This window comes from Microbacterium paludicola (assembly GCF_015235415.1).
Classification (GTDB): domain Bacteria; phylum Actinomycetota; class Actinomycetes; order Actinomycetales; family Microbacteriaceae; genus Microbacterium; species Microbacterium paludicola.
The window spans coordinates 1-403 of the sequence record NZ_JADGLL010000114.1 but is presented as its reverse complement, the minus strand read 5'-3'; the positions used below and the strand labels follow the sequence as shown (position 1 = coordinate 403).

General features: G+C 34.5%; 1 protein-coding gene. It reads left to right on the top strand.

The genetic code is table 11. The features are described from left to right. Positions 1–12 precede the first annotated feature (12 nt). A partial coding sequence (locus IR155_RS15775; RefSeq protein ID WP_409366567.1) for a hypothetical protein occupies positions 13–403 on the top strand: 391 nt, incomplete at its 3' end.

Genomic DNA, 403 nt, shown 5'->3' with positions numbered 1-403 from the left:
GACCAAGAAACTATGGATAAAGAATTGCAATCGAGATTGAAAAAGTCGTTCAAACACTCTTTGTCTTTAGATTTTTTGGTCTTAAGAGAAGCCTATCCAGAAGCAGACCCACAACCCGGAGACATAGTACAAATAAAATCTACCAAACTAGGTTCGAATGATTTAGTCCGTATAGTACAAGTTAAAACGATTAGGGGTATAAACAATGTAATTGTTAAGCAAGATGTAACGCTTGGTGAGTTTAATCGAGAACAACGATATATGAAGAAAGTAAATACTGCTGCTAATTATGTTTCTGGATTAAACGATGTTAACCTTTCTAATCCTAGTAAAGCGGCAGAAAACTTAAAATCTAAAGTTGCATCGATAGCTAAATCCACACTTGATTTAATGAGTAGAACTG